This window comes from Pseudomonas sp. NPDC089547 (assembly GCF_050280665.1).
Lineage (GTDB): Bacteria > Pseudomonadota > Gammaproteobacteria > Pseudomonadales > Pseudomonadaceae > Aquipseudomonas.
In genome coordinates, this window is sequence record NZ_JBNNVS010000030.1 from 1 (window position 1) to 22,804 (window position 22,804).

Genomic DNA, 22,804 nt, shown 5'->3' on the forward strand with positions numbered 1-22,804 from the left:
CGTTTTTTGGTTACTTTTTGTCGCGTTTGACAAAAAGTGACTCGCCGTAAGGGCGAAAAGGTGAGTCAGCGTCGCCATCGCAAATGGACTGTTCGTTGGCTCAAAACAGACGAGTACTGCTTATTGGATGTGGGTATGACTCACCCACATGGGTTACAAATCAGTTCACGCACATAGGTAACAGTTTTTAACTGGCAGGCTCTGCTGCGAACCACGCGGGCGCGGCGCGGTCTGCATAAGCGAAGCGCAGCTTCATACCTTCGCAGGTGGGTTTGCCCCCGCGCTTGTGTCATCATGCTCCGACCGCCGGTGAGTCCTTCTAAAGCCTTCTATGAACAAACCATACGCATTGCTGCTTGCCTTCGCCCTGCTCCAGGGCTGCCAGAGCCTGGCCCCGCAAAAGGCCGAGCCTCTCGTCCCCGAGGCCGGAAAAAGCGAGGCCCAGAAGCCCGTGGTGTATGGCTCGTTCAAGCAGGACACACTCTATAGCCTGCTGGTCGCAGAGCTGGCCGGCCAGCGCAACCGCTTCGACATCGCCCTGGCCAACTACACCGACCAGGCGGCAAAAACCCAGGACCCCGGGGTTTCCGAGCGCGCCTACCGCATTGCCGAATACCTCGGTGCCGACGAGCCGTCGCTGGACAATGCCCTGGTCTGGGCCCGCAACGACCCGCAGAACCTCGATGCCCAGCGCGCCGCTGCCATCCAGTTGGCCCGCGCCGGCCGCTACGATGACTCCATGGCCTACATGGAAAAGGTGCTGCAGGGCCAAGGCGACACCCATTTCGACTTCCTCGCCCTGTCCGCCGCCGAAACCGACCAGAGCACCCGCGACGGCCTGCTGCAAAGCTTCGAGCGCCTGCTGGTGAAATACCCCGACAACGGCCAGCTTGTGTTCGGCAAGGCCCTGCTGCTGAACCAGGACGGCAAGGCCGAAGAGGCGCTGGAGCTGCTCGAGTCGCACCCGGCGCAAAACGGCGAAATTGCCCCGATCCTGCTGCGCGCCCGCCTGCTGCAGGCCCTGGACCGCGGCCCGGAAGCACTGCCCCTGTTGCGCGGGGCGATCCGCGACAACCCGGACGACAAGCGCCTGCGCCTGACCTACGCCCGCACCCTGGTAGAACAGGATCGCATCGCCGACGCCAAGGGCGAGTTCCTGAGCCTGGTCCAGCAATACCCCGACGACGACGAACTGCGCTACTCCCTGGCCCTGGTGTGCCTGGAGAACAAGGACTGGGATGAAGCCGAAGGCTACCTGCAAGAGCTGATCGAGCGTGACAGCAACGTCGACGCCGCACACCTGAACCTGGGCCGCATCCGCGAAGAACGCCACGACCCCGCAGGCGCCCTGCGCGAGTATGCCCTGGTGGGCCCCGGCCCAGACTACCTGCCGGCACAACTGCGCCAGGCCGACATCCTGATTGCCAACGGCCGTGGTACCGACGCCTCACGCCTGCTCGCCGAGGCCCGCGAAGCCCAGCCGGACATTGCCATCCAGCTGTACCTGATCGAATCGGAAAGCTACAGCAACAACAACAAGGACGCCCAGGCCAGCCAGGTGCTGCAGCAAGCCATCCAGCGCTACCCGGACGACCTCAACCTGTTGTACACCCGCGCCATGCTGTCCGAAAAACGCGACGACCTAGCGCAAATGGAAAAAGACCTGCGCGCCATCATCGCCCGCGAGCCTGAGAACGCCATGGCCTTGAACGCCCTGGGCTACACCCTGGCCGACCGCACCACCCGCTACGACGAAGCCAAGGCACTGATCGACAAGGCCCACCAGCTGACTCCGGACGACCCGGCAGTGCTCGACAGCCTGGGTTGGGTCAACTATCGCCTGGGCAACCTCGACGAGGCTGAAACCTACCTTCGCCAAGCCTTTGCCAACTTCCCCGACCACGAAGTGGCTGCCCATCTGGGCGAAGTGCTGTGGGCCAACGGCAAGCGCCGCGAAGCCCGCCAGGTATGGGCCAAAGGCTTTGCAGCCCAGGCCGACAGCCCCATCCTGCGCAAGACCGTTCTGCGCCTGACCGGATCCGAGACCCTTTAACGCCATGTTCCTGCGCCATTGCATTAGCTTCACCCTGATCGCCCTTCTGGCCGGCTGCGCCGGCTTCGGTAGCCGCGAGGCCCTGCAAGGCCACGGCGACCCGCAACAGTGGCGCGCCCATAAAGAGCAGCTGAGCAGCCTTGACGGTTGGCAGATCAACGGCAAAGTCGGTATCCGCGCCCCCCGCGACTCCGGCAGCGGCACGCTGTTCTGGCTGCAACGCCAGGACTACTACGACATTCGCCTGGCCGGCCCGCTGGGCCGTGGCGCCGCTCGCCTGACCGGGCGCCCCGGCGGCGTGGTGCTGGAAGTGGCCAACCAGGGCCGTTTCGAGGCCAGCAACCCGGAAGCGCTGCTGGAAGAACAACTCGGCTGGCAGCTGCCCGTGTCGCACCTGGTGTGGTGGGTTCGCGGCCTGCCCGCCCCCGACAGCAAGAGCAAGCTGACCCTGGACGGCGACAGCCGCCTGGCCAGCCTTGATCAGGATGGCTGGCAGGTACAGTACCTGAGCTATACCGAACAGAACGGCTACTGGTTGCCCGAACGCCTGAAGCTGCACGGCAAGGACCTGGACGTGACCCTGGTGGTCAAGGACTGGCAACCACGCCAGCTGGGGCACTGATTTCATGCATACCCTCACCCTGCCCGCCCCGGCCAAGCTCAACCTGTGGCTGCACATCATCGGCCGCCGCGCAGACGGTTATCACGAGCTGGAAACCGTGTTCCAGTTTCTCGACCATGGGGACGAACTGAGTTTCGCCGTACGTGACGATGGTGTTATCCGCCTGCACACCGAGATAGAAGCCGTACCGCACGACAGCAACCTGATCGTGCGTGCCGCGCGCAAGCTGCAGGAACAGTCCGGCAGCCCGCTGGGCGCCGACATCTGGCTGACCAAGGTACTGCCCATGGGCGGCGGTATTGGCGGCGGCAGCTCGGATGCCGCCACCACACTGCTGGCCCTCGCCCACCTGTGGCAGCTGGACTGGGACGAAGACCGCCTGGCCACACTGGGCCTTGGCCTGGGTGCCGACGTACCGGTATTCGTGCGCGGCCATGCGGCGTTTGCCCAGGGTGTGGGCGAGCTGCTGACCCCGGTCGACCCGGAAGAGCCTTGGTATGTCGTGCTGGTGCCGCAAGTGTCTGTCAGCACAGTAGAAATTTTTTCACATCCACAGTTGACACGTGATTCACTCCCCCTTAAGATGCGCCCCGTTCCCAAGGGAAACAGTCGAAATGACTGCCAACCGGTGGTAGAGCAGAATTACCCGGAAGTTCGCAATGCGTTGAATTCACTGGGGAAATTCACTGAGGCTCGACTAACCGGCACTGGAAGTTGTGTGTTTGGGGCCTTCCCAAGCAAAGCCGAAGCTGATAAAGTTCTGGCCCTTCTTTCAGCGACCCAAACAGGGTTTGTGGCGAAAGGAAGCAATATTTCGATGTTGCATCGCAAGCTGCAAAGTCTGGTCAAGAAGTCGAGCGCATAAGCGTTCGCAGCAACAGATACAGGGGCGTCGCCAAGCGGTAAGGCAGCAGGTTTTGATCCTGCCATGCGTTGGTTCGAATCCAGCCGCCCCTGCCATTTTCCTTATACTCATCCAGGTATACCCTCAGCCTTCAGGTACTGCGCGTGTCCAAGATGATGGTCTTTACGGGGAACGCTAACCCCGATCTGGCTCGGCGTGTCGTACGTCAGCTGCATATCCCTCTCGGTGACGTCTCTGTCGGTAAATTCTCCGACGGCGAGATCAGCACTGAGATCAATGAAAATGTCCGCGGTAAAGACGTCTTCATTATTCAGCCGACTTGTGCCCCGACCAACGATAACCTGATGGAACTGGTAGTGATGGCCGACGCCTTCCGCCGCTCCTCAGCATCCCGAATCACCGCCGTGATTCCTTACTTCGGATATGCCCGCCAGGACCGCCGTCCGCGTTCGGCACGTGTAGCCATCAGCGCCAAAGTTGTCGCTGACATGCTCACTGTCGTAGGTATCGACCGTGTTCTCACCGTCGACCTGCACGCTGACCAGATCCAAGGCTTCTTCGATATCCCCGTCGACAACATCTACGGCTCGCCCGTACTGGTCGACGACATCGAAGACCAGCGTTTCGAGAACCTGATGATTGTCTCCCCGGACATCGGTGGCGTCGTGCGTGCACGTGCAGTCGCCAAGTCCCTGGGCGTCGACCTGGGTATCATCGATAAACGCCGCGAAAAGGCTAACCACTCCGAGGTTATGCACATCATCGGCGACGTCGAAGGGCGCACCTGCATCCTGGTAGACGACATGGTCGACACCGCCGGCACCCTGTGCCACGCGGCCAAGGCCCTGAAAGAACACGGCGCTGCCAAGGTTTACGCCTACTGCACGCACCCTGTCCTGTCGGGCCGCGCGATCGAGAACATCGAGAAGTCGGTACTGGACGAGCTGGTGGTGACCAACACCGTTCCGCTGTCCGCCGCTGCTCAAGCCTGTGACCGTATCCGCCAGCTGGATATCGCACCGGTTGTCGCTGAAGCGGTACGCCGCATCAGCAACGAAGAATCGATCAGCGCGATGTTCCGCTAAGCGGAACACGTGTTGATGTGAAGCGCCCCGCCCCAACCTGTGTTGGGGCGGGGCTTTTTTGCCATCCCCGTCTGGCGCTGGTCGCAAACGCCATTCGGGAGGCTATTTTGGAGAAGTAAAATGACTGATTTCATCCTGAACGCCCAAGCGCGTACTGACCTGGGGAAAGGTGCGAGCCGCCGCCTGCGTCACTCCGCCAGCATCCCTGCCGTAGTTTACGGTGGCGATAAAGAAGCCCAATCCCTGACCATCGTGGCCAAGGAAATCGCCAAACTGTTCGAAAACGAAGCTGCCTTCAGCCACGTTATCGAACTGAACGTCGACGGCGCCAAGCAAAACGTCATCGTCAAGGCCATGCAGCGCCACCCGGCCAAAGGCTTCATCATGCACGCCGACTTCGTTCGCGTCGTTGCTGGCCAGAAGCTGACTGCCGTTGTTCCAGTGCACTTCATCAACGAAGAAGCCCCGGTCAAGAAAGGCGGCGAGATCTCGCACGTTGAATCGCAGATCGAAGTTTCCTGCGAAGCCAAAGACCTGCCTGAGTTCATCGAAGTCGACCTGGCCAACGCTGAAATCGGCACCATCATCCACCTGTCGGACCTGAAAGCTCCGAAAGGCGTAGAGTTCGTAGCTCTGGCCCACGGTGATGACAAAGCTGTTGCCAACGTTCACGCTCCACGCGTTGCTCCAGAAGCAGAAGGCGCTGCCGAGTAATCCACTCGCACGCCGGCGTTGATCGGGTTACAGTGCCGCGCGCCCTGTAACCCACCAACTCCAAGGAAGAGCCCCTGACGTGACCGCCATCCAGTTGATCGTTGGCCTGGGTAACCCCGGCCCCGAATACGAACAGACCCGGCATAACGCAGGGGCTCTTTTCGTTGAACGCATTGCCAGCGCCCAGCGTGTTTCGCTGACCGCTGACAAAAAATATTTCGGCCTGACGGCTAAGTTCAGCCATCAGGGCAACGACGTTCGTTTGTTGATCCCCACCACCTACATGAACCGTAGCGGCCAGTCCGTGGCGGCTCTGGCCAATTTCTTCCGCATCAAGCCGGAAGCAATCCTGGTGGCGCACGACGAACTCGACCTGCCTCCGGGTGTTGCCAAGCTCAAGCGCGGCGGCGGCCATGGTGGGCACAACGGCCTGCGCGACATCATCGCGCAGCTCGGCAACCAGAACGACTTCCACCGCCTGCGGCTTGGCATTGGCCACCCGGGCGACGCCAAACTGGTCTCCAACTTCGTCCTGGGCCGCGCGCCGCGCGCCGAGCAGGAGAAGCTCGACGCCAGCATCGATTTTGCCCTCGGCGTGCTGCCGGACGTGCTTGCCGGCGACTTCGCCAAGGCGATGCGCGAGCTGCACAGCCAGAAGGCCTGATTTCCTAGAGAGGGGAATACCCATGGGTTTCAATTGCGGCATCGTCGGCCTGCCCAACGTCGGCAAGTCCACCCTGTTCAACGCCCTGACCAAGTCTGGCATCGCGGCGGAGAACTTCCCTTTCTGCACCATCGAGCCAAACAGCGGCATCGTGCCGATGCCCGATGCTCGTTTGGCTGCGCTGGCTGAAATCGTCAAGCCAAACCGTATCCTGCCGACCACCATGGAATTCGTCGACATCGCCGGCCTGGTGGCGGGCGCATCGAAAGGCGAAGGCCTGGGCAACAAATTCCTCGCCAACATCCGCGAGACCGACGCCATTGCCCACGTGGTGCGCTGCTTCGAAGACGAGAACGTGATCCACGTTTCCAACAGCGTCGACCCCAAGCGTGACATCGAGATCATCGACCTCGAACTGATCTTCGCCGACCTCGACAGCTGCGAAAAGCAACTGCAGAAGGTTGCCCGCAACGCCAAGGGTGGCGACAAGGAAGCCCTGGCGCAAAAGGCCATCCTGGAAAAGCTGATCCCGCACTTCACCGAAGGCAAGCCTGCGCGCAGCCTGATGAAGAACATGGCTGACGACGAAAAAGCCGTCATCCGTGGCTTCCACCTGCTGACCAGCAAGCCGGTGATGTACATCGCCAACGTTGCCGAAGACGGTTTCGACAACAACCCGCACCTGGACGTGGTCAAGGCCATCGCCGAAGAAGAAGGCGCGGTCGTGGTGCCGGTGTGCAACAAGATCGAAGCTGAAATCGCCGAGCTGGACGATGGCGAAGAGAAGGATATGTTCCTCGAGGCCCTGGGCCTGGAAGAGCCTGGCCTGAACCGCGTGATCCGCGCCGGTTACGAGCTGCTGAACCTGCAAACCTACTTCACTGCCGGCGTGCAGGAAGTACGTGCCTGGACCGTACGCGTGGGTGCCACCGCGCCACAAGCCGCAGGCGTGATCCACACCGACTTCGAAAAAGGCTTCATCCGCGCCGAAGTGGTGGCCTATGACGACTTCATCCAGTTCAAGGGTGAAGGCGGTGCCAAGGAAGCCGGTAAATGGCGCCTGGAAGGCAAGGACTACATCGTCAAAGATGGCGATGTGATGCACTTCCGCTTCAACGTCTAAGCGGTAGCCTGCAGTAACCACAAACCCCTTGAGGCCTGCGCTTCAAGGGGTTTTGTTTTTTGCTGCTTTACAAGGCATGTACCCGACCTTGTAGGAGCGGCCTTGCGTCGCGATGGGCTGCGCAGCAGCCCCGGCAATATGCGCATCTGTGCAGAAAACCGGGGGCTGCTGCGCAGCCCATCGCGACGCAAGGCCGCTCCTACAGGGATCGCATTATGTCGAAAGGTCAGAAGTCCCCACGCAAGCTCAGCATGTAGCTACGCGGCGTGCCGTACGTGGTGCCACGCGTCCAGTAGCCTGTAGAGTCGAAGTACTTACGGTCCAGCAAGTTCTCTACATCCACCCCCACTGTCCAGTGCTGGTCGAGCTTGTACGCCGCTCGTGCATCGAATACCGCCCGGCCACTATTGCTCACGCCGTTGTAGGCGTCGTAATAGTGAGACTGCGCCGACACACCACCACCGACACTGAAGCGGTTCCACTGCCCTGGCAGGGTGTAGTTGGTGTTGACCCGCAACAGGTGCTTGGGTGTTTGCGCCGAGATCGGACCGCCAGTCTCCGACTGGGTGGTGTTGAAGGTGTAGCCCGCCGCCACTTGCAGGCCCGGCAGCAGCTCGCCGCTGGCCTCCGCCTCAAAGCCCTTGCTGCGGCTGATGCCGTCGCTGTTCACGTAGCAACGGCCGGCCACGTCGGTCGGGCAGTTGCCATCGTTCTCGTAGTCGCGGGCGGCGACGTCCTTCTGCTCGATGTAGAACAGCGCAAAGGACAGGTTCAGGCGCTTGTCGAACAACTCGCCCTTGATGCCTGTTTCGTAATTGGAGCCGATGGCGGGGTCGAGCATCTTGCCACCGGCACTGCGATAGCCGGCCTGGGGCATGAAGATGTCGGCATAGCTGGCGTACAGCGACCAGTTGCTGTTCAGGTCATAGATGGCACCGACAAAGGGCGTGAACTCGTGCGCCTGTTCATTGGTGCTTTTCAGGTCGTCACTCCAGGACTCGGTCTTGTACCAGCTCAGGCGCCCACCCAGTACCAGGCTCAGGTCCTCTGTCATGTGCAGGCGGGCATTGAGGTAGGTACCGTAACGGGTATCGAAGGTGTCGTCCTTGTAGTCCCAGCCCTGTCGGGAAGGCTCGGGGACGATACTGTGGTCCGGGTCGAACACGTTGAGCGGGATGGGTGTGTCCAGCCTGACCGTGGCGTCCTTGTCATTCATCTTGCGCCTGGACCAGTTGGCCCCCAGCGACAGCTGATGGCTCAGGCCAAAGGCTTCGAATTCACCATCCAGGTGGCCGTCCACGGCGTTGGCGGTGACATCGAACTTGTGAAAGCTGGTGTCGTTGATCATCGGCCCGGTGGGGCTGCCGTACTCCAGCGTATCTTCCGCGCTCCACTCGATGGCACTGCGGTTGTAGCTGCTTTCAGCGTGCGACAACGCCAGCTTGCCAGTCCAGTTGTCGTTGAAACGGTGGTTCAGGTCCGCGAACACTTCATCAGTGCGGGTTTGCAGCGTGGCCCAGTCCTGGCCCAGGAAGGTGGAACGCTTGAGGTGCGGGTTGCTGCCATCGGGGTTGGTCGGCAGGCCCAGCACGCTGTAGCCGTCGATGCGCGAAGTCTGCCGGCGCAAACCCAGGGCAACGGTGGTGGCATCGCTGAGGTCGCTTTCGACAATGCCGTACAGCAACGGCCGCTTGGACTTGCTGACATCGGTGAAGTAACCACGGTCCTCGTAGGACGCTACCACGCGGCCGCGTAACGAGCCTTCAGGGTTCAGCCTGCCGCTGGCATCCAGGTCCAGGCGGTAATTGTCCCAGGAACCTGCGCGAGTGGTCACGGAGAAACGCGGCTCGCTGGTCGGGCGCTTGCGCACCAGGTTGACCGCCCCGCCCGGGTTGCCCGCCCCCACCAGCAGGCCAGACGCGCCCCGCAGTACCTCGACGCGGTCGAACACCGCCATGTCGGGGATCATCCAGCCGGTGTAGGCATAGGCCTGCCCCGCCACGCCGTCGACCATGTAGCTGTCGTCGGTGATGTCGAACCCCCGGGAGCTGAAGTGGTGGTTGCCATAGCCGCGGTTGGCGCGGGTGATGCCGGGGGTCTGGGCCATCACCTGGTCCAGCGACACCAGGTTCTTGTCGTCCATCAGCTTACGTGTGACCACGGTCACCGACTGGGGGGTACGTCGTAGCGACTGAGGCGTCTTGCCTATGGTCACGGCACCGGTGGTGTAGGAGCCAGAACCCTCGGTGGTTTCACCCAGGCCGACACTGTTGATATTGGTGGCCCCCAGCTCCAGCGCGCCCTTGGCGTCGACCGCCGGCACCACGCTGAAGGTGCCGCTGCCGGTGACGATCAGCTGCAGCCCGCTGCCCGCCAGCGCCTGTTGCACGGCTTGCAGCGCGCTCATCTCACCCTGGATGGCAGGGGCCTGTTTGCCGACGACCAAGGCAGGGTCCAGCGACATCACCTGCCCGCCCTGACGGGCGATGGCGTTGAGGGTTTGCGCCAGGCTGGCGGCGGGGAGGTCGAAACGCTGCAGCTGTTGCTGTGCGAAACCTTCTGCCCGAACAAAGGCCGTGGGGGCGGCGGCCAAGGTGATGGCAAGGGCGAGGGGCCAGGGTTTGAACACGTGGATACTCCTGAATTTTTACTGTTGTCAGGAGAGAGGTGGAACAATCGAAAAAAACCGGACACGCATGATAAAAATTTTCATTCGAAAACCATCCTCAACACAGATGCCGGCCCTGTGGGAGCGGGCGTGCCCGCGAAGCAGGCGCCGCGGTGGATGGCACGGGCTTCGCCCGTGTTCGCGGGCACGCCCGCTCCCACAAGGTCCTGTATGACGCCATCAACGGGCTTCGATCAGGGTCATCCACGCGCCGTAGCGTTCCACGCGGATCGGCATCGTCTCTTCTAGGGCAGCCAAGGTGCGCTCGCTATCATCCAGCGGGAATACGCCCTGCACCCGCAGGTTGCGCACCTGCGGGCTGACACGGATAAGCCCCGGGCGATACGGGCGCAGGGCCTCGATAACCGACGCCAATGGTTCGTCCAGCACGCTGAGATGGCCCTGCACCCAGTCGGCACGGTAAGCCTGGCCAGCCGCCAATGGCTCGATGCTTTGCGCATGCAGCAACGCCGCCTGGCCCTCCCCCAGCTCCAGCCCGGAACCACTGGGCAGAGATACGCGCACAGCATGCTCCAGCACCACCACGCGGGTTGTGCCTACCAGTTGCTCGACCAGAAAACGCGTGCCCAGGGCGCGTATATCACCTTGGTCGCTACGCACGATAAACGGCCGTGCCGGGTCGGCTGCCACCTGCACTACCAGCCCTCCCCTGTGCAGGCGCAACAGGCGACGGCTGTCGGAGAAGGCGAGGTCGACCGCACTGCCTGCGTTCAGGGTCAGCCGGCTGCCGTCAGCCAGCGTAAAGCTACGACGCTCGCCAGTGCCGGTATGCAAATCGGCAGTTAATGCCTGGCCGGTATCGCTACGGGCGGCAAACCACAGGCTGCCAGCCAGCAGGGAAAAACCGCCCAGTGCCCGTAGCACGTCACGCCTGCCCACTTCCGGCTGTAGCAAGGTGTCGCGCAAGGCTCCGGGGGCGCGGCGCACCACCTCAAAGTGGCCACCAAGGCCACGCTGCAACTGCTCCCAGGCCAGGGCATTGGCCGGGTCATGCCCCAGCCACTGCTGGAACTGTGCCTGTTGCCGGGCGTCGTCACGCCCGGAACGCAAGCGCACCATCCAGGCGATGGCCTGTTCGGCGGCCGGGCCGAGTACGGGCCGGCTCATGGTTGCGCCCCGCTCAGGTAGCACTGGCGCAGGGCCTGGGTCATGTAGCGGCCAACCGTACGTTCGCACACCTCCAGGCGCCGGCCTATTTCCGCATAGGTCAGGCCATCGAGCTGGCTCATGAGAAAGGCCTTCTTCACCACCAGCGGTAGCCCGGCCAGGCTACGGTCGATGGCGTGCAAGGCCTCCAGCAGCAGGTGGGTTTCTTCCGGCGAGGGTGCCAATGCCTCCGGCAGCAGCATCAACCGGTCAAGGTAAGCCTGCTCAAGGCGACGGCGGCGGTGGCGGTCGGAGATCAGCCGGCGGGCAATGGTAGAGAGGTAGGCACGCGGCTGCTCGATGGTCGCCGGGTCGACCCGGGCGGCGAGCAACTGGCAGAACGTTTCGGCTGCCGTGTCCTCGGCATCCGGGCGGTTACTCAGCTGCCGTTGCACGTGCCGCAGTAGCCAGCGGTGGTGGTCGCTGAAGAAGAAGCCCAGCTTGCTGGTGTTGGGTGCTGACACGGGCAGGACCAGATGTTAATGAGAATTTGTCGCATTTTATAGATAGCGCACGGGAAGCGCTACAGTCGGCATGCGCAATGCGTCCCCCTGTGCCGGCCTCTTCGCGGGCACGCCCGCTCCCACAGGTACTGCACAGTTTTCGAATAGGGAGGGGATCAGAAGCGTTCTTCGACGACCTTGAACGGGTAGGCCACAGCCTTGTACTTGCCGATCTTGCCGCGCTTGGGCAGCTTCACCAGCTGGTCGCGGGTAATATCCTTGTAGGGAATGCGGCTGAGCAGATGGGTGATGATGTTCAGCCGGGCACGCCGCTTGTCGTTGGAGTGCGCCATGAACCAGGGCGCCCACGCTGTATCCGAGGCCTGGAACATGTCGTCGCGCGCCTGGGTGTAGTCATCCCAGCGGGTGTACGACTTGAGGTCCATCGGCGACAGCTTCCACAGTTTGCGGCCGTCGTTGATACGGTCCTGCAGGCGCCGCGTCTGCTCTTCGGCGCTGACTTCGAGCCAGTATTTGAGCAGGATGATGCCCGATTCGACCATGACCTTTTCGAACACCGGCACACCGGCCAGGAACTTGTCCACTTGCTCGCCAGAGCAAAAGCCCATGACCCGCTCGACCCCTGCCCGGTTGTACCAGCTGCGATCGAAGATCACCACTTCGCCCGCCGCTGGCAGATGGCCCAGGTAACGCTGCAGGTACATCTGGGTCTTTTCCCGCTCGGTCGGTGCGGGCAGCGCCACTACACGAAACACGCGTGGGCTGACGCGTTCGGTAATGGCCTTGATGGTGCCACCCTTGCCGGCGCCATCGCGGCCTTCGAAAACAATGCAGACCTTCAGGCCCTTGGCCACCACCCACTCCTGCAGCTTCACCAGCTCGACATGCAGGTGCTTGAGCGCTTTTTCGTAAGCCTTGCCGCCCAGCTTTTCGGGCTGGTCCTGGGTAGGTTTCTTCCTGGACGGCTTCGACATGACACTCTCCTGAAGGCGAATGAAGAGTCAGTATGGTCGATTCATGACGGTTTGCCGGTTCGCTTGCCAGTTGGGCTGGGGCTGCACCGCAGCCCCGATGAAATCGCTATTTGGCCAGCTTGTTGTAGCTGGTCATCAGGTTGCGGTAGTCCGGGATATGGTTGGAGAACAGGGTCCCCAGCCCTTCGATGTCATTGCGCCAGTCACGGTGCAGCTCGCACGCCACGCCGAACCAGGTCATCAGTTGCGCACCGGCAGCCTCCATGCGCCGCCATGCGGAGTCGCGGGTCAGTTCGTTGAAGGTGCCGGAGGCGTCGGTCACGACGAACACTTCGAAGCCCTCCTCCAGTGCCGACAGTGCCGGGAACGCCACGCACACTTCAGTCACTACACCGGCAATCAACAGCTGCTTCTTGCCGGTGGCTTTTACCGCCTTGACGAAGTCTTCGTTGTCCCAGGCGTTGATGTTGCCGGGGCGGGCAATGTAGGGGGCGTCCGGGAACTGCTCTTTCAGCTCGGGCACCAGCGGGCCGTTGGGGCCGGTCTCGAAGCTGGTGGTGAGGATGGTCGGCAGCTTGAAGTACTTGGCCAGGTCGGACAGCGCCAGGACATTGTTCTTGAAGCGGTCGGGGTCGATGTCCCTTACCAGCGAGAGCAGGCCAGTCTGGTGGTCGACCAGCAGTACGGCGGCGTTGTTCTTGTCCAGACGCTTGTATTGGAAGGCCATGGCGGATCTCCTTGCTTCAGCGGGTTGGGTGTATCAGCGTAGGCAAGGATGGAGGCCGGCAGGGGCCGTCGGTCGGGTTCGGCCGGGTCAGTATTCCCGCCGTTTGCGAAATGCCCAGCGCCCCACCAGCACGGTGAACGTCGCCACCAGTGCCACCAGCACCCAGAAGCCATGGGGGTTTTCCGACAGGGGGACGCCGCCGACGTTCATGCCGAAGAAGCCGGCGATGATGTTGATCGGCAGCGCCAGCACGGTGACCACGGTGAGGGTGAACAGGGTGCGGTTGGTCTGCTCGTTGACCTTGGCGGCGATTTCTTCCTGCAGCAGCTTGATCCGCTCGCCCAGGGCGGTGAGGTCGCTGATGACCAGGGTGAACTCCTCGGTGGCCGCGCGCAGTTGGCGTATGTCCTGTTCCTGCAACCACTCGGGCGGCCGGTTGAGCAGGCGCAGCAAGGCGCCCGGTTCCAGTGCCAGCAGCCGCTGCAACCGCACCAGCACCCGTCGCATGCTGCCCAGTTCGGCACGGTTGTCGCTCAGGCGCTGAGACAACAACTGGTCTTCGATACGGTCGACGCTGGTGGTGGTTTCGCGCACGATCTGGGTCAGTACGTCGCCTTGGTCGCGCAGCAGGTGGACCAGCAGCTCGATGGACGAATGGAAGCGCTCGCCATGCTTCACCGACGAGCGCAGCTTATCCACAGAGTGCAACGGCTGTAATCGCGCGCTTATCAGCAACTGGCTGCTGGCACAGGCCCACAGCGTAGAGATATCCGACGACACCAGGCCAAAATTGAATACCACGTCGTTGACCACTGCCAGCAGTGCCGAGTCGGCGTGCTCGATGCGGGTCGAGCGAGAGCCTTCGTGCAGGGTTTCGAAGAAGGCGTCGGGCAATTGCAGGTGGGTTCGCAGCCACCGCTCGCAGGCCGCGTGGGCCAGGTTCAGGTGCACCCACAGAAACTCACCGGGCTCCAGCGGCTGGCCGAGCATGCGCAGCAACTGCGCCGAGTCGATTTCACGCCCGGGCTGGCCGGGGCGAAAGGCGAAGGCGTAGAGCAGGCCGAACAGGTCGTGGTCCTGTGGCAGGTGTAGCGCGGGATGGCCCATTCGAACTCGCAATGAGGCACGGGGAGATGGCAGAAATGTTGCTGAATATTCGTTGCAGTCGGATGACAGCTGACTTCACCGGCACTGCCAACACAACCCGTGCGAGTTCGCAGCGCGCTTACCTGACGACCCGCCGATACTGCTGTTTGGGGCTTCGAGGTGATTGTGGGTCCGTCATCTCGATCAATCCGGCAGCAAGCGCGGGGCTCAAATAACTCTTGCGGAAGGTGGCGTGATGAGAGAGACCTAATTGATGCATCAGTTCGCTGGTCTTGAATGCGGCACCAGCTGGCATCACGCTCAACAAGCGCGCTACTTGGTCGGTTACTTGGTCGGTTACTTGGTCGGTTACTTGGTCATTTTCTGCCGCATCGGTGAGCGCCCGCAGCAAAGCTGTGAGCATGTAATCGACAAACGGGGTAGCTTCTGCCGCCTGGTCGGCCGCGGCCAGCGCAGCGTAGTAAGCGTCCTGATGCTCACGGATAACTGTTTCGACCGGCAGATACGCCAATACCGGCCGCCACTGACTAAGCAGCAACGTCTGCCACAACCGCCCCATCCGTCCATTACCGTCAGCAAACGGGTGGATGAACTCAAATTCGTAGTGGAATACACAACTGCTGATCAGAGGGTGCCAATTGTTGTTGCCCAGCCAATGCAATAAATCCTGCATCAAGGTTGCTACGCGGCTGGCAGGTGGCGCCATATGCAGCAGGCGCGAGCCCCTGTAGATGCCCACGCCGCCCTGCCGGTAGCGCCCTGAGTCATCAATCAGTCCACGCATAAGCATTCCGTGGGCAGAAAGCAGATCGCTCTGGGAATCGGCACACCAGCCAGGCATCGCATCATAGGTTGCGAATGCGTTGCGCACCTCCTGAATCTCCCGCGGCAGACCCAAAACCCGCTTGCCATCCAGCAAGGCAGTTACCTGCTCTACGCTGAGCGTGTTGTTCTCTATCGCAAGCGATGCCTGGATGGTGCGAATGCGGTTACCTCGGCGCAACTGTGGGGTCAGCGCAGCATCTCGATGGGCAGCCAAAAACCCCACTTGCTCACTGATTTCGGCAACCAGAGCCAGAATGTGGGGTGTCACCGTAAATGGTGGTTGGTAGATACTCATTGCCTGCGGTCCCCGGGAATCAGCCGCCACCTTAATCCACAGATCGCGCGAGGGTAAAGGAAGCACGAAGATCACTTCACAAATTCCTGAACTGATTATTTGCCTCCAGCGATTTGTTGCCTTGCCAACCACCTCCAGAATCGCTTCACCATAATCACAAAAACCGTGAGGCCACTCCCGTGGACCAGACACTCCAGGTGCGGCAAGCCGCCGCCGACCTCGTTGCCGCGTTTGCCAGCAACGATACCGCCCGCTATTTCGCCTGCTTCAGCGAAGACGCCACCTTCCTCTTCCACACTTTGCCGCAACCACTGCTGTCGCGCCGCGCCTACGAAGACCTCTGGGCCCAATGGCAGGCCGAAGGTTTTGCCGTGCTTGCCTGCGAATCAGGCAATGCCCACGTAAGCCTGCAAGGTGAAGTGGCGATCTTCATGCACGACGTGGCCACACACATTCGTATCGCCGGTGAAGAACTGCAATTGAGCGAGCGCGAGACCATCGTCTTCCGCCGCCATGGCGACCAGTGGCTGGCCTGCCATGAGCACCTGTCGGTCGTCTCGCCGGCCTGATCACCTTTTTACGCGGCCCTGCCGCCCTGCCATCGCACCCACAAGAAGGCCCGCGCACTGCGCCGGCTACAACAACCGCGCTGGAGCATCACCATGAGCCACTCGACCGGTATCGAGACCAACGGCGTAGAACAGATCCCCGCCGATCAACGCGACGCCTCCCCACTGGACCTGTTCCGCCTGATTTTCGGCGGTGCCAATACCTTCGCCACGGCCGTGCTGGGCAGTTTCCCGGTGCTGTTCGGGCTGTCGTTCCAGGCAGGCGTGTGGGCGATTCTGCTCGGCGTCGGCGTGGGCGCGCTGATTCTTGCGCCGATGGGCCTGTTCGGGGCGCTGAACGGCACCAACAACGCGGTGTCGTCGGGCGCACACTTTGGCGTGCACGGGCGTATCGTCGGCTCGTTCCTGTCGCTGCTCACGGCGGTGGCGTTCTTCTCGCTGTCGGTGTGGAGCTCGGGGGATGCCCTGGTCGGCGGCGCCAAGCGCCTGGCTGGCCTGCCGGAAACCGACCTCACCCTGGGCCTGGCCTACGGCCTGTTCGCCGTGCTGGTGCTGGTGGTGTGCATCTTCGGCTTCCGCTTCATGCTGTGGGTCAACAAGATTGCCGTGTGGGCTTCGAGCCTGCTGTTCCTGCTGGGCATCGTTGCCTTTGCCGGGCCATTCGACGCCGGCTATGCCGGTAGCGTCAACCTGGGCCAGGCGGGCTTCTGGGCGGCGTTCGTCGGCGCGGCGATCCTGGCCATGAGCAACCCGGTGTCGTTTGGCGCCTTCCTGGGCGACTGGTCGCGCTACATCCCGCGTGAAACACCCAAGGCGCGCATCATGCTGGCGGTGATCGCTGCCCAGGGTGCAACGCTGATTCCGTTCCTGTTCGGCCTGTGCACCGCCACCCTGGTAGCAACCCAGGCACCGGACTACATCGCTGCCAACAACTATGTGGGCGGCTTGCTGGCAGTGGCACCAAGCTGGTTCTTCCTGCCGGTTTGCCTGATTGCGGTGATCGGCGGCATGTCCACCGGCACCACAGCGCTGTATGGCACCGGCCTGGACATGTCCAGCGTGTTCCCGCGCCTGCTCAGCCGCGCCGGCGCCACGTTGCTGATCGGTGTGCTGGCGATCGGTTTCATCTTCATCGGCCGCTTTACCTTCAACCTGGTACAGAGCGTGTCGACCTTTGCAGTGCTCATCATCACCTGCACCAGCCCCTGGATGGTGATCATGATCCTCGGCCTGATCACCCGCCGCGGCTTCTACCACGCCGATGACCTGCAGGTATTCACCCGCGGCCAGCGTGGGGGCCACTACTGGTTCCTGCATGGCTGGAACTGGCGCGGCATGGGGGCGTGGATCCCCAGCGCGGCGGTTGGCCTGTGCTTCGTCAACCTGCCAGGGCAGTTCGTCGGCCCGCTGGGCGACCTGGCCGGTGGCATCGACCTGAGCCTGCCGGTCACCCTTGGCCTGGCTGGCGTGCTGTACCTGCTGCTGCTGAACCTGTTCCCTGAACCTGCTGGCGTGTATGGCCCTCAAGGGCCGCGTTGGGTGCGCTGCAAAAGCACTGCGCACACGCCGGTAACCACTGCCGAAATGGCCTGACTGGAAACCGACCATGACCACTTCCCACTACATCGCCGGCCGCTGGGTCGAAGGCCAAGGCAGCGACTGCATCAGCGTCAATGACCCTGCGCTCGGGCAACCGTTCACCGAGTTCATGGCGGCCAGCGTTGCCCAGGTCGACCAGGCCGTGGCCGCCGCCCGCGGCGCCCTGTCCGCCTGGAAAAGCACCAGCGCCAGTGAGCGCGCCGCTTACCTGCGCGGCTTTGCCGAACAGCTAGGGCAGCGCCGTGAAGCGTTGATCAGCCTGCAAATGCGCAACAACGGCAAGCCACGTCATGAGGCCGAGATCGACCTCGACGATGCCATCGCCACCTTCAGCTACTACGCCGAGATGGCAGAACAGCTGCCATCGAAGAACCGCGATGTGCCGCTGGCCGTGCCAGGCTTCACGGCCCGCACCCGCCTGGAGCCAGTGGGTGTGGTCGGCCTGATCGTGCCGTGGAACTTCCCGCTGGTGACCAGCGCCTGGAAGCTCGCGCCAGCCCTGGCCGCCGGCTGCACCGTGGTGCTCAAGCCATCGGAAGTCACCCCACTGATCGAGCAGGCCTACGGCCAGATCGCCGATGCCCTGGGCCTGCCGGCTGGCGTGCTGAACATCGTCAACGGCAAGGCCGAGACCGGTGCCGCCCTGAGCAGCCACAATGGCCTGGACAAGCTGTCGTTCACCGGCAGCAACAGCGTAGGCAGCCAGGTGATGCGCAGCGCGTCGGCGCAATGCCGACCGGTGACGCTGGAGCTGGGTGGCAAGTCGGCGATCGTGGTATTCGATGATTGCGATGTGGACCAGGCGGTGGAGTGGATCGTTGCCGGCATCACCTGGAACGCCGGGCAGATGTGCTCGGCCACTTCGCGGCTGCTGGTGCAGGACGGTATCGCCGATGCGCTGCTGCCGCGCTTGCAGGCGGCCCTGGAAAACCTGCGGGTGGGCAACCCGCTGACCGAAGAAGCCGATATGGGTCCGCTGACCAGCCAGGCGCAATGGCTGAAGGTGGCCAGTTACTTTGCCACCGCGCGCGAAGAAGGTTTGCAGTGCCTGGCCGGTGGCAAGGCGCTTGACCGTGACGGCTGGTTCGTCAGCCCGACGCTGTATACCGATGTGCCGAAACACAGCCGCCTGTGGACCGAGGAAATCTTTGGCCCAGTGCTGTGCGCTCGCCGGTTTACCAGTGAGGAACAGGCAATTGCCGAGGCCAACGACAGCCGCTTCGGGCTGGTAGCTACCGTCTGCTCCGCTGACCTGGAACGTGCCGAGCGCGTGGCCGATGCGCTGGAGGTTGGCCATGTGTGGATCAACTCGGTACAGGCGGTGTTTGTCGAAACCTCGTGGGGCGGCACCAAAGGCAGCGGGATCGGTCGTGAGCTGGGGCCCTGGGGGTTGTCGGCCTACCAGTCGGTCAAGCATGTGACGCGGTGCCTCGGCTGATATCGCAAGGGGCCGCGTTGCGGCCCATTCGCGGGTAAATCGGACCGCGAAGAGGCCGGCACAAGCAGAACAAAACTGCGCCCCGCGTGACTTTCCCCTTCCCCCGCAAAGTCCCACTTCCTGGTACCCCCACAATCACAACACCAGGCCGGACCACCCATGCACCCTCAACGCACCGCCTTGCACAACGAACTGCACGCCCGCCCGTCGCTGTACTTCGACGGCCCGGCGCACGTCTTCCACCTGGCCCTGCTCGGCGGTGATGCCGCGTGCGCTGCACTGCTGCAACGCTGCTGCCCGGATGCTCTGGACAGTGCCGCGGCCCAAGGCATCACCCGCCTGGACGGCCACCCGTTCAAGTGGGAACGACACACCGAGTTCTTTACCCTGACCCTGGTAGTGCCGTGCAGTAGCACCGGGACAGACTGGCAAACCCTGCCGCCTGTGCTGGCCGAAGCGATTGCCCCGCAGGCGGCGCAGGTAATCAACGCCGTGCAGGTGCTGGTACGTGACGAACAGGATCTGGACCTGGCCCATTACGGCTTCAAGGACCCGTGCGGCTCGTGCGTTGGCGGTGGCGATGCGGTGGTGTGGAGCGACTTCCGCCTGACTGACGATGGCACCAGCCGTTTCCTGTTCATCAACCGTCGCCTCAATGCCTACCGCCAGGGCCGCATGATCCGTCGCCTGCTGGAGATCGAGACGTACCGCATGATGGCCTCGTTGACCCTGACCACAGCCAAGGCCCTGAGCCAGGAACTCGATACCTTCGACAAGACCTTGGTCAGCCTTTCCGAGCGCAGTGCCGGGGGCGATGGGCATGATTCCAAAGGGCTGCTGGAGGCCATCGCCCACCTGTCACGCCAGGTGGTCAGCCGCACGGTGAAAAACCGCCACCGCTTCGGCGCCACGCAAGCCTATGCGCAACTGGTGTTCGAACGCCTGGGCGAGCTGCGCGAAAGCCACGTAGGCGACTGCCAGCGCCTGGGGGTGTTCATCGAGCGCCGGTTCAAACCCACTGTGCGCTATTGCGCAGCAACCGAGCAGCGGCTTGAGCAATTGGCGAAGAACGTGGCGAACCTGGGCGACCTGTTGCAAGCGCGGGTACAGGTAGAGATGGAAGAACAGAACGCCGAGATCCTGCGCAGCCTCAATACCCGGGCCGACGCCCAGGTGAAGATCCAGCGGGCGGTGGAAGGGCTGTCGATCATCGCCATCACCTACTACCTGCTGAACTTGTTCAAGCTGCTGTATGGCGGACTGAATGTGCTGGGCTTGGGGCTGACAGCGCGGGATGGGCTGTTGGCCATGGCGCCGCCTGTACTGTTGGTGTTGCTGGTGATCCTGCTGCGGATCAGGCAGGCCAAGCAGCATTGAATTCGGGGGCGCTTTGCGCCCCCGCTCTTCACACCGACTCGTCAGTGGGGCGAGAGCCCTCCTGGACCAGCACCATACTTTGCGGCGAAGACAGCGGGATGCCCTCGTCGCGCAACCGCCCAAGAATGGTGAACAGCAAGTCACTACGGGTACCCGAAACCTGCCGCGGCCCCGCTACATAACCACTGACCCCAATCACCATCCCACTGCTGGTCAGGTCCTTGAACGACACCGAAGTAGCCGGCGCATCCAGAATCGCCTCATGCTCGTGGTACGCCGCCAGCAACAGCTCACGCACACGGTTGGCATCGGTCTCCAGCGGCAGTGTCAGGGTAATGCCGACCACGCCCAGCGCATTGCCCATGGTCACGTTGCGCACGTTCTGCGAAATGAACTGCGAGTTGGGCACGATCACCGTCGAACGGTCAGACATCTGGATCTCGGTGGCGCGCACGTTGATGCGGCGGATATCACCCTCCACGCCCGCCAGGCTGACCCAGTCGCCCACCTTCACCGGGCGTTCGGTCAGCAGGATCAGGCCGGAGATGAAGTTCTGCACGATCTGCTGCAAGCCAAAACCGATACCTACCGAAAGCGCACTTACCACCCAGGTCAGGCTGGTGAGGTTGATGCGCAAGGTCGACATCACCAGCATGGCCAGGAACAGGAAGCCCAGGTAACCCACCAGGGTCACCAGCGAGGCGCGCATGCCGGCGTCCATGTCGGTTTCCGGCAGCAGGCGATCGCTCAGCCAGCGCTTGACCACGCGAATGGCGAACAAGCCACCGAAGAAAATCCCCAGCGCCAGCAGGATGTCCTGCGGCACGATGTTCAGGTTGCCCAGCAACTTGCCGCCAGTACCATCCCAGTCACCCAGGCTCAGCAGCAACTCGCTTGGGCTGGTACCCGACGGCATCAACACCAGCAACAGCGCCAGGAACAGCACGATAGTGCGGCCGATGCCGGCCAGGATAGTGCTGGCCTGGGCCTGGTGACGAGGCGCCAGTCCCAGGGTGGCGGCCAGCGCCAGCCCGCCGGGCTGACGTGGCGACAGCAGGGTTTCGCACAGGTCGCCGAAGAAGGTCGTCAACAAGTAGGCACAGGTGACCACCAGGCTCACCCACAGCAGCTTGGCTGTAAGGAAATAGGCGAGTGTCAGGTAACCGGTGAGCAGCGCCAGCAGGATCAACGCCAACCAGATGACCATCACGAACGGGATCAGCCCGGCCAGGCCCGTGGGGCGCTCCAGTTCATGCTTGCGCAGCGTGTGACGGTAACGCAGCAGCGCGCCGGCAAAAATGCACGCCACCACCAGCGCGGTCAGGCCATTGACGGCCACGGTCAGCGCCAGGCTGGCGCCGATCACGCTGTTCATGCGCTCCATGGTCATCATGACCATCAGCGCCAATGCCAGCACCTTGGGGAACCAGCCCAGCGCACTGGCGACTTCGTCATGGATCGCCGGCAGCCGCCAGGACGGGCGCTGCAGCATCAGCATGGCGCGGCCAAGGCCGGTGATGAAGGCGCTGAACACCACCAGGGTGAGAATGTGGTTGGTGAGGCTGGCGATATCGGCGCCCAACTCGGCGCTGCTCTCCAGCCCCCAGCGCAGCAGCGACACAGAGCCAGCAATGGTGCCCAGGGTTGCCAGGCTGACGCCCAGGGCCAAGGCGCTGCGGCGCAGTCGGCCCTCGGGCAACCAGCCGACCATGGCATTGGCCAGCAACCGCTCGAGTACGCGCCGCACCAAGGTCCAGACCAGAATCGCCGCCACCAGGCTGGTGAGGAACAGCCAGCGGTTCTCGGCGCTGAAGGCACTGCCGATGGCATCGGCAGCCTCGCCGCGCAGGTCACGCAGGCGCGCCACGTCGTCCTGGGTGGGGCGAATGATGCTTTGCCAGAACGCCGGGCTCAGTGGCGAAGCCGCGCGGCTGGTGATCTGCGAGTTGAACTGGCTGCGGCGCAGGTTGACGATTTGCGTGGACAGGTCCCGGGCCGACTGGGTCAGCTTGGTGGCCTGATCCTGCTGGGCTACCAGGGCCTTTTTCTCGGCCTCCAGCGCTTTGCGTTGCTGGGTCAGGGTGGCGGCCTCGTCCGGCTGGACCGGGCCGATGACCTTCAGCTTGTCGTCGAGCTTGCCTACGTCAGCGGTGCGCTGTGCACTCAGTGCATCCGCCTGGCGTTGCACCTGCATGGCGGCCAGGCGCAGTTGCGACAGCAGGTCGTCGTTGGCTTCGCTGGTGACGCCCTGGCGGATCAGGTCCAGCCGGTCACTCAGTTGTTCAATGCTGGCGTTTTCATCCAGCGCTGGCGCTTCGGCAGCTGCCAGGTTGGACAATGCCGTGGTCGGGGCCGACCAGGCCGGGCTGGCAAGCGCCAACATCAGGACCATAAGGCCTGCGCAATAGCGGGCAAGGCTGACACGCCTCATCGAAGTTTCCTCTTTACAACTCGATTTGGCGGGGGAT

Annotated in this window: 19 protein-coding genes and 1 tRNA gene; 12 read left to right on the forward strand and 8 right to left on the reverse strand. The window is 62.7% G+C overall.

Annotation, left to right across the window (positions count from 1 at the left end; all coding sequences use genetic code 11):
- Positions 1–331 precede the first annotated feature (331 nt).
- From ACQKPZ_RS19295 to ychF, 8 genes are all read left to right on the forward strand, one after another.
- Positions 332–2,053, forward strand: coding sequence for a tetratricopeptide repeat protein (locus ACQKPZ_RS19295; protein WP_391124115.1), 1,722 nt, complete (start codon positions 332–334; stop codon positions 2,051–2,053).
- 4 nt (positions 2,054–2,057) lie between these two features.
- Complete coding sequence (lolB, locus tag ACQKPZ_RS19300; RefSeq protein ID WP_427541152.1) at positions 2,058–2,675, forward strand: lipoprotein insertase outer membrane protein LolB; 618 nt, start codon at positions 2,058–2,060, stop codon at positions 2,673–2,675.
- A 4-nt stretch (positions 2,676–2,679) separates the two neighbouring features.
- Positions 2,680–3,540, forward strand: a complete 861-nt coding sequence (gene ispE / locus ACQKPZ_RS19305; RefSeq protein ID WP_391124109.1) for a 4-(cytidine 5'-diphospho)-2-C-methyl-D-erythritol kinase — start codon at positions 2,680–2,682, stop codon at positions 3,538–3,540.
- Positions 3,541–3,560: 20 nt separating this feature from the next.
- A tRNA-Gln gene (locus ACQKPZ_RS19310) sits at positions 3,561–3,635 on the forward strand.
- Between the two features lie 48 nt (positions 3,636–3,683).
- Positions 3,684–4,625: a ribose-phosphate pyrophosphokinase gene (locus tag ACQKPZ_RS19315; protein WP_003247410.1), complete on the forward strand. Its 942-nt coding sequence runs from the start codon at positions 3,684–3,686 to the stop codon at positions 4,623–4,625.
- Between the two features lie 120 nt (positions 4,626–4,745).
- Positions 4,746–5,339 (forward strand): 50S ribosomal protein L25/general stress protein Ctc, encoded by a 594-nt coding sequence (locus ACQKPZ_RS19320; RefSeq protein ID WP_391124104.1) that lies wholly within the window; start codon positions 4,746–4,748, stop codon positions 5,337–5,339.
- 79 nt (positions 5,340–5,418) lie between these two features.
- Complete coding sequence (gene pth, locus ACQKPZ_RS19325) at positions 5,419–6,003, forward strand: aminoacyl-tRNA hydrolase (protein ID WP_012270476.1); 585 nt, start codon at positions 5,419–5,421, stop codon at positions 6,001–6,003.
- Positions 6,004–6,025: 22 nt separating this feature from the next.
- Complete coding sequence (gene ychF, locus ACQKPZ_RS19330; protein WP_016484859.1) at positions 6,026–7,126, forward strand: redox-regulated ATPase YchF; 1,101 nt, start codon at positions 6,026–6,028, stop codon at positions 7,124–7,126.
- Positions 7,127–7,352: 226 nt separating this feature from the next.
- On the opposite strand, the gene ACQKPZ_RS19335 is transcribed toward ychF, so the two are convergent.
- The 7 genes from ACQKPZ_RS19335 to ACQKPZ_RS19365 all read right to left on the reverse strand — a co-directional run bounded on the left by ACQKPZ_RS19335 (position 7,353) and on the right by ACQKPZ_RS19365 (position 15,353).
- Positions 7,353–9,755 (reverse strand): TonB-dependent siderophore receptor, encoded by a 2,403-nt coding sequence (locus tag ACQKPZ_RS19335; protein WP_427541155.1) that lies wholly within the window; start codon positions 9,753–9,755, stop codon positions 7,353–7,355.
- Between the two features lie 219 nt (positions 9,756–9,974).
- Entirely contained in the window at positions 9,975–10,922 is a 948-nt protein-coding gene (locus ACQKPZ_RS19340; RefSeq protein ID WP_427541158.1) for a FecR domain-containing protein, read from the reverse strand.
- Positions 10,919–11,425, reverse strand: a complete 507-nt coding sequence (locus ACQKPZ_RS19345) for a sigma-70 family RNA polymerase sigma factor (protein ID WP_391124094.1) — start codon at positions 11,423–11,425, stop codon at positions 10,919–10,921. Before ACQKPZ_RS19345 ends, ACQKPZ_RS19340 begins: the two co-directional genes overlap by 4 nt.
- 155 nt (positions 11,426–11,580) lie before the next feature.
- Positions 11,581–12,399, reverse strand: a complete 819-nt coding sequence (gene ppk2, locus ACQKPZ_RS19350; RefSeq protein ID WP_427541161.1) for a polyphosphate kinase 2 — start codon at positions 12,397–12,399, stop codon at positions 11,581–11,583.
- Between the two features lie 106 nt (positions 12,400–12,505).
- Positions 12,506–13,126: an isochorismate family cysteine hydrolase YcaC gene (ycaC, locus tag ACQKPZ_RS19355; RefSeq protein WP_010951959.1), complete on the reverse strand. Its 621-nt coding sequence runs from the start codon at positions 13,124–13,126 to the stop codon at positions 12,506–12,508.
- Positions 13,127–13,213: 87 nt separating this feature from the next.
- Positions 13,214–14,233: a transporter gene (locus tag ACQKPZ_RS19360; RefSeq protein ID WP_427541164.1), complete on the reverse strand. Its 1,020-nt coding sequence runs from the start codon at positions 14,231–14,233 to the stop codon at positions 13,214–13,216.
- Between the two features lie 118 nt (positions 14,234–14,351).
- Entirely contained in the window at positions 14,352–15,353 is a 1,002-nt protein-coding gene (locus ACQKPZ_RS19365; RefSeq protein ID WP_427541256.1) for a Fic family protein, read from the reverse strand.
- Between the two features lie 179 nt (positions 15,354–15,532).
- Between ACQKPZ_RS19365 and ACQKPZ_RS19370 the strand changes: the two genes are divergently transcribed.
- From ACQKPZ_RS19370 to ACQKPZ_RS19385, 4 genes are all read left to right on the forward strand, one after another.
- Complete coding sequence (locus ACQKPZ_RS19370) at positions 15,533–15,922, forward strand: YybH family protein (protein ID WP_427541167.1); 390 nt, start codon at positions 15,533–15,535, stop codon at positions 15,920–15,922.
- Between the two features lie 93 nt (positions 15,923–16,015).
- Positions 16,016–17,515, forward strand: a complete 1,500-nt coding sequence (locus ACQKPZ_RS19375; protein WP_427541170.1) for a purine-cytosine permease family protein — start codon at positions 16,016–16,018, stop codon at positions 17,513–17,515.
- 13 nt (positions 17,516–17,528) lie between these two features.
- Positions 17,529–18,959, forward strand: a complete 1,431-nt coding sequence (locus ACQKPZ_RS19380) for an aldehyde dehydrogenase family protein (RefSeq protein WP_427541173.1) — start codon at positions 17,529–17,531, stop codon at positions 18,957–18,959.
- Between the two features lie 159 nt (positions 18,960–19,118).
- Positions 19,119–20,336: a DUF3422 domain-containing protein gene (locus ACQKPZ_RS19385; RefSeq protein WP_427541176.1), complete on the forward strand. Its 1,218-nt coding sequence runs from the start codon at positions 19,119–19,121 to the stop codon at positions 20,334–20,336.
- Positions 20,337–20,364: 28 nt separating this feature from the next.
- On the opposite strand, the gene ACQKPZ_RS19390 is transcribed toward ACQKPZ_RS19385, so the two are convergent.
- Positions 20,365–22,767, reverse strand: a complete 2,403-nt coding sequence (locus ACQKPZ_RS19390) for a DUF3772 domain-containing protein (RefSeq protein WP_427541179.1) — start codon at positions 22,765–22,767, stop codon at positions 20,365–20,367.
- Positions 22,768–22,804 lie beyond the last annotated feature (37 nt).